A 6,863-nucleotide genomic window follows, 5' to 3' on the forward strand; every position below is an offset into this window, starting at 1 on the left:
GCGTGGGGGCGGCGGGCGCGGCCGGGCGATTGAGCTGCCCCAGCACGTCCTCCTTCACGATGCGGCCACCGGTGCCGGAGCCCTTGAGCTGGCCCACGTCCACCTGGTTCTCCTCCGCCATCTTCTTCGCGGTGGGGGTGATGCGCGCGTCGCTGGCGGCGGCGGCCGGCGCGGACTGCACCGGAGCGGCGGCCTGGGCGGGCGCGGGCGTGGCGGCGGCGGGAGACGCGGCGGCGGCACCGGCGCCTCCGGCCTCGATGGTGCCCAGCACCTCGCCCACGCGGACCTTGTCGCCCTCCTTGAAGGCGATGGACGCGATGCTGCCGGCGGCGGGAGACGGCACGTCGATGGTGACCTTGTCGGTCTCCAGCACGACGAGCGGCTCGTCCGCGGCGACGCTGTCGCCCTGCTTCTTGTTCCACTTGCCGACGACGGCCTCGGTGATGGACTCACCGAGGGGCGGGACTTTCAGTTCAACGGCCATTCTGGGTTCCTCGGAGGATGGCTTCTTCGATGATGAGCTGCTGCTCGTAATCGTGCGTCTTGGGGAAGCCGGTGGCGGGGCTCGCGGCCTCGGCACGGCCGATGTAACCCAACTTCACCGGCTGCTGCTGCGCGCGGCCGGAGACCAGGTCGTGCAGGCGCGGGAACATGAAGTGCCAGGCGCCCGCGTTGCGGGGCTCCTCCTGCACCCAGTACAGCTCCTGCAACTGGGGCAACTTCGCCACCAGGTTCGACAGCTCGTCGTGCGGGAACGGGTAGAGCTGCTCCACCCGCACGATGGCGATGGTGTCGTCCTTGCGCTCGTCCCGGGCCTTGGCCAGGTCGTAGTAGACCTTGCCGCTGCACAAGAGCAGCCGCTTCACCTTCGCCGGGTCCGCCTTCGCATCCAGGATGATCTCCTGGAAGGCGCCCTTGGCCAGGTCGTCCATGCGGCTCGTGGCTTCCGGGCGGCGCAGCAGGCTCTTGGGCGACATGATGACCAGCGGCTTGCGCACCGGGCGCAGCACCTGGCGGCGCAGCAGGTGGAAGATCTGCGCGGGCGTGGTGGGGTAGCAGACCTGGAGGTTGTCCTCGGCGCACAGGTCCAGGAAGCGCTCCAGGCGCGCGCTGGAGTGCTCCGGGCCCTGGCCTTCATAGCCGTGCGGCAACAGCAGCGTGATGCCGCTCAGCCGGCGCCACTTGCTCTCCGCCGCCGCGATGAACTGGTCGATGATGATCTGCGCGCCGTTGGCGAAGTCACCGAACTGGGCTTCCCAGATGGTGAGGCCGTCCGGCACGTCCAGGCTGTAGCCGTAGTCGAAGCCCAGCACGCCCATCTCCGACAGCGGGCTGTTGTAGACGTTGAACGCCGCCTTGCCGGTGGGGAACTGCCGCAGGGGGACGAACTCCTCGCCCGTCTGCACGTCGTGCAGCACCGCGTGGCGGTGGCTGAAGGTGCCGCGCTCGCTGTCCTGGCCGGACAGGCGGATGACGTAGCCCTCCGACAGCAGCGTGGCGTAGGCCAGCGCCTCGCCCTCGCTCCACTGCAGCTCCTCCGTCTCCAGCATGCCCTGGCGCTTCTTGAGGACGGTGCGCTCCACGTCGCGGTGCACCTGGAAGCCCTCCGGAGCGGTGGCCAGCTTCTGGAGCGCGTCGCGCAGCGTCGCCTTCTCCACCGCGGTGGACACCTGGGGCGCGTTCTTCAGGAGGCCGCCCTTGTAGGGCTTCCACAGGCCCTCCAGCGCGTTGGGCTCCTTGAACTGGCTCTCCTGGCGGGCGCGGGTGAGCGCCGCGTCGAAGTCCTGGTAGCAGCGCTGCTTGAGCGCGTCGGACTCCTCCGCGGGGATGCGGCCCTGCTCCGCCAGCGCCTTCGCGTACAGCGCGCGCACCGGCGGGTGCTTGCGGATGATCTCGTACATCGACGGCTGGGTGAAGGACGGGTCGTCGCCCTCGTTGTGGCCGTAGCGGCGGTAGCAGATGAGGTCGATGACCACGTCGCTCTTGAAGGTCTGTCGGTACTCCGCCGCGAGCTTCGCCACGTGGACGCACGCCTCCGGGTCATCCCCGTTCACGTGGAACACCGGGATGTCCAACATCTGCGCGATGGCGGTGGCGTAGATGCTGGAGCGCGAGTCCGACGGGTCGGTGGTGAAGCCGACCTGGTTGTTGATGACGACGTGGACCGTGCCGCCCGTCGTGTAGCCCTTGAGGCCCGCGAAGTTGAGCGTCTCCGCGACCACGCCCTGCCCGATGAAGGCCGCGTCGCCGTGGATGAGCAGGGGAATCACGCCCGTGCGGTCCGTGTCTCCGCCCCGGTCCTGCTTGGCGCGCACGCGGCCCTCCACCACGGGGCCCACGCACTCCAGGTGGCTGGGGTTGAAGGCCAGCGACAGGTGCACGTTCTTCCCTGAGCGCGTGGCGTGGTCCGACGAGAAGCCCATGTGGTACTTCACGTCGCCCCGGCCCAGGTACGCCTTGGGGTCCTTGGGACCGTCGAACTCGCTGAAGATCTGATCCGGCTTCTTGCCCAGGATGTTCGTCAGCACGTTGAGGCGGCCGCGGTGGGCCATGCCGATGACCAGCTCCTTCAGGCCCATGCCGCTGGCGACCTCCAGGAGGGCGTCCAGCATGGGGATGAGGGCCTCGCCGCCATCCAGGCTGAAGCGCTTGGCGCCCACGTACTTCGTGTGCAGGAAGTGCTCGAAGCCCTCCGCGTACGACAGCTTGGTGAGGATGTGCCGCTGCTCCTCCACCGTGAACGCCGTGCGGTTGTCGCTGTGCTCCATGCGCTGCATCAGCCAGCGGCGACGCTCGCTGTCGAGCATCTGCATGAACTCCACGCCGATGTGGCCGGAGTACGTGCGGCGCAGCCGCGTCACCAGGTCCGACAGGCGCACGCGCTGCTGCGGGAAGACGTTGTTGCACTCCACCGCCTGCTCCAGCTCCTTGGCGTTGAAGTGGTTTTCGTCCATCAACGCCACGTCCGCGACGTGCCCCAGGGGCGGGCGCGGGCGCTCGAGCGGATCCAACGTCGCGCGCAGGTGGCCGCGCAGCCGGAAGGCGGTGATGGCCTGGTCCACCTTCGACTGCAACCCGATGTCCTGCGCGGGCGCGACCGGGGCCGCGGGCGCGGCGACGGCGGCCGGGGCCTGCGCGGCTCCGTTCGCCTTGCCGTTGCCCTTGCCCTTGCCCTCGGGGACGACGGGCGCGGGGGCCTCCAACTGCTTCGCGTTGAAGATGGGGCGGCCCGTGCCGTTGTTGCGCTCGAATACCTCGCGCCAACTCGAGTCCACGCTGCCGGGATCATCAAGGAAGCGCGCGTAGAGCCCCTCGATGAAGTCGATGTTGGCACCAGAGAGGAAGCTGTCCTGGAAATTCGCCATGGCGGGGGGTCTTTTACTGGAAGGGCGACGCGTTGGGGGGTTTTCGCCTCAGGTTTGTTGCAGTCTCCCCGGCGCCCGGCCGCCTGTCTTCGGCCAGGGGAGCAGATGGGGTCATGCGCCACGTGAGTCCAGCTTCACCAAGCGCCGGATTCCCGCTGCTGGGAGGAGGTCAAAAGAAGGCCGGGGGCGGCCGGCGTGCTGAATGGACCTACACCCGGGGCGCCTCATGCCGTCCGGGGGCCATCCGGCGTTGGACGGGAATCGGGGCCGGGGCCCCCTCCCAGAGGCCAAGGAGTGCTAAGCACGCGCCCCCTCCTCTCCTCTTCTCTCGCGAGAACGTACCGACATGCTCCTCCAGGGCAAGAAGCTGCTCATCACCGGCGTGCTCACCCCCCAGTCGCTGGCCTTCGGCATCGCCGAACACGCGCTGGCGCAGGGGGCGGAAATCATCCTCACCGGCTTTGGCCGGGCGAAGTCGCTCACGGAGCGCAGCGCGAAGCGGCTCAAGCCCGGCACGGAGGTGCTGGAGCTGGACGTGACGAACCCGGAGCACTTCCCGGCCCTGACGGAGGCGCTGCGCCAGAAGTGGGGCCGCGTGGACGGCGTGCTGCACGCCATCGCGTACGCGCCCGAGGACGCGCTGGGCGGCAACTTCCTCAACACCCCCTGGGAGAGCGTGCAGACCGCGTTCCGCGTCTCCGCCTTCTCCGTGAAGGAGCTGGCCATGGCGTGCGCGCCGCTGATGCCGCCGGGCAGCGCCATCGTCGCGCTGGACTTCGACAACCGGCAGGCGTGGCCCATCTACGACTGGATGGGCGTGTGCAAGGCGGCCATGGAGGCCACGGTGCGCTACCTGGCGCGCGACCTGGGCCCCAAGGGGATCCGCGTCAACGCGCTGGCGGCCGGCCCCCTGGCCACCATCGCCGCGAAGGGGATTCCGGGTTTCAAGGCCCTGGCGCAGTATTGGGGCAAGCAGGCGCCGCTGGGCTGGAGCGACAAGGACAGCCACGACCATGTGGCCAGGACGGCGTGCGCCATGCTGTCGGATTGGATGCCGAGCACGACGGGCGAAATGGTCCACGTGGACGGCGGTTATCACTCGGTGGGCGCGCCGCCGGTGGACACGGTGGAAGGGGCCGAAGGGGTCCTGGCGACCCCTACGCCCAAGGAGGGTTGATTCCTCCCAACCTTGTCGGAAGAAACCACCTTTTGCCTGCCCGGCATCCCGGCGGTCGGGGGCCCCCCGCTTCCGCCCACGGAAGCGCTCACGGTAGGATCACCCATGCAGCGCAGACCTCTCCGCACTTCGCGGAGCCTGTGCGAGGAGCCGTGGCACAGTGAGTACCAACGTCTTGCTGGTGGACGACAGCCCGACCGTCCGCAACATCCTCAAGATCTACCTGATGAACCTCAAGGTCAGCATCGTGGAGGCGGAGGACGCCGCGCGCGCGCTCCAGCTGTTGAGGCTGGTGCCGGTGAGCGTGGTGATCGCCGACATCAACATGCCGAACATGGACGGCATCACCTTCGTGAAGGAGGTGCGCGCCAGCGCCCAGGCGCAGGTGAAGAGCGTGCCGGTCATCCTGCTGACGGCGGAGAAGGGCGAGGACCTGCGCCAGCGCGGCACGGAGGCGGGCGCCAACGCGTTCATCCAGAAACCCGTATCGCACGACGAGCTGACCAAGACGGTGCGTCAGTTCCTGAACAGGGTGTGAAGCCGTGAGCCTGCCGTCCCTCCTGCTGGTCGACGACAGCGACGCCATCCTGGCGCTGGAGCGGGCCATCCTCTCCGGGCACTACACCATCCACACGGCCAGCAACGGGCGTGAGGCGCTGGAGAAGGTGGGCCGGCTGCGCCCGGCGGCGGTGCTGCTGGACCTGTCCATGCCGGAGATGGACGGGGACGAGGTGCTCCAGAAGATGAAGGCGGATGTCGCCACGACGGACATCCCGGTCATCATCATCTCGTCGGAGAAGCAGCGCGCGGAGGCGTGCCTGGGCCTGGGCGCGGAAGCGTTCCTGCCCAAGCCCTTCCGCGCGGACGAGCTGCTCAACCTCGTGGGCGAGGCCCTGGAGGCCGCGCGGCGCCGCTCGCGCTCGGGCGCGATGCTCGTGCTTCGCCTGTCGGTGGGCGAGCGCGAGTTCGCCGTGCCGCTGGACTCCGTGAAGGAGGTCCTGTTGCAGCCGGCGACGCGGCCCCTGCCCACCGGGCCGTCCTACCTGCGCGAGTACGTGGAGCTGCGTGGCCACGCGGTGTGCGTGCTGGACGTGGCGCTGCGGCTGGGCGTGAAGCACCAGGTGGCCATCGCGGAGCGGATGCTGGTGGTCATCGAGACCGAAGGCGTGTCGCTGGCGCTCACCGTGGACACGGTGAAGGATCCGGAGGAGTTCCAGGCGACCGACATCGACCGGCGCGAGAAGGTAGGCGGCGCCGAGCACGGCCTGTTGCAAGAGGGGCTCTTGGGCATGCTGCGCACGGGTGGCCGCGCGCTGCCCATCCTGGATCCGAAGGTGTTCATCGCGCGGGGACTCCTGCGCGACCTGCCCGCGCTGCTCGCGCCGGTGGAGGAAGAGCGGAGCGCATGAGTGCAGGGCTCGATCCCCGGCTGCTGGCCCGAGCCCGGGAAGTGGTGGCGGACACCACCGGCTTTCGTGAAGACGCCATCGCCCAGGAGGCGGTGGAACGCGTGCTGCGCGCGGAGCTGGCCCGGGGCCGCGTGCCCACGGAGGTCCTGAGCGAACTGCAGCAGCTGGGCTCTCCCTTGGCCTACACGCTGGTGCGCGCGGTGCTGGTGGGGGAGACGTACTTCTTCCGCCAGCCGGAGCACTTCCGCTTCATCGCCTCGGAGGGCGTGCCGTCCGCGCTGCGCCACGGCGCCATGCACCTGCGCGGCTGGAGCGCGGGGTGCGCCACCGGCGAGGAGGCGTACTCGCTGGCCGCGTGCCTGCTGGCGTGCGCACCCCCGGGGATGCCGGTGGAGGTGGTGGGCACCGACCTGCACGAGGCCAGCCTGGAGGCCGCCCGGCGCGGCACCTACGGCGCGTGGTCCCGCCGCGAGTCCGCGCCCGCGCTGCACACCGTCTACGAGCCCCACGGCGGGCGTCAGGTGTCCATCGTCCCGGAGGTGCGCAAGGTCACCCGCTTCGCGCCCGCGAACCTGCTGGCGCCGCTGCCGGAGCGCTTCGGCCTGTTCGACTTCATCCTCTGCCGCAACGTGCTCACGTACTTCTCGCCGTCCGCGCGCGACGCGGCCATCGGGCATCTGGCGCGCAGCCTGACGCCGGGGGGCCTGCTCTTCCTGGGCACGGTGGAGGTGGACCGCTGTCCGCCGGGGCTCACGCGCGAGGGCCCGCCGGAGCTGCAGGCGTTCCGCAAGCCTCGTCCGGAGGAGCGCACCTTCGCGCCGCTGCCCCCACCGCAGCCGCTGGTCACCGCCCGCGTCACCCCGCCGCCGCGCCGGCTGTCGGCGCCGCTGCCGGCCACGCCCACGCCGCCGC

At 70.0% G+C, this 6,863-nt stretch carries 6 protein-coding genes; 4 read left to right on the plus strand and 2 right to left on the minus strand.

The genetic code is table 11. The features are described from left to right. Window positions 1-484: biotin/lipoyl-containing protein (locus D7X74_RS37545; RefSeq protein WP_199741989.1), on the minus strand; the 484-nt coding region annotated here is incomplete at its 3' end. After that, window positions 474-3,365 carry a 2-oxoglutarate dehydrogenase E1 component gene (locus D7X74_RS37550; RefSeq protein ID WP_120537790.1) on the minus strand — a complete coding sequence of 964 codons (2,892 nt, stop codon included), beginning with the start codon at window positions 3,363-3,365 and terminating at the stop codon, window positions 474-476. The genes D7X74_RS37545 and D7X74_RS37550, both read right to left, overlap by 11 nt. A gap of 346 nt (window positions 3,366-3,711) precedes the next feature. Between D7X74_RS37550 and fabI the strand changes: the two genes are divergently transcribed. The 4 genes from fabI to D7X74_RS37570 form a co-directional block, all read left to right on the plus strand. Continuing rightward, complete coding sequence (gene fabI, locus D7X74_RS37555; RefSeq protein ID WP_120537791.1) at window positions 3,712-4,542, plus strand: enoyl-ACP reductase FabI; 831 nt, start codon at window positions 3,712-3,714, stop codon at window positions 4,540-4,542. Between the two features lie 160 nt (window positions 4,543-4,702). Beyond that, complete coding sequence (locus D7X74_RS37560; RefSeq protein WP_120537792.1) at window positions 4,703-5,080, plus strand: response regulator; 378 nt, start codon at window positions 4,703-4,705, stop codon at window positions 5,078-5,080. Window positions 5,081-5,084: 4 nt separating this feature from the next. Next, window positions 5,085-5,951 carry a response regulator gene (locus D7X74_RS37565; RefSeq protein WP_120537793.1) on the plus strand — a complete coding sequence of 289 codons (867 nt, stop codon included), beginning with the start codon at window positions 5,085-5,087 and terminating at the stop codon, window positions 5,949-5,951. Continuing rightward, window positions 5,948-6,863, plus strand: a 916-nt coding sequence (locus tag D7X74_RS37570; protein WP_120537794.1) for a protein-glutamate O-methyltransferase CheR, incomplete at its 3' end; no start/stop codon positions are given. The genes D7X74_RS37565 and D7X74_RS37570, both read left to right, overlap by 4 nt.

Source organism: Corallococcus sp. CA047B (assembly GCF_003612065.1).
Lineage (GTDB): Bacteria > Myxococcota > Myxococcia > Myxococcales > Myxococcaceae > Corallococcus > Corallococcus praedator.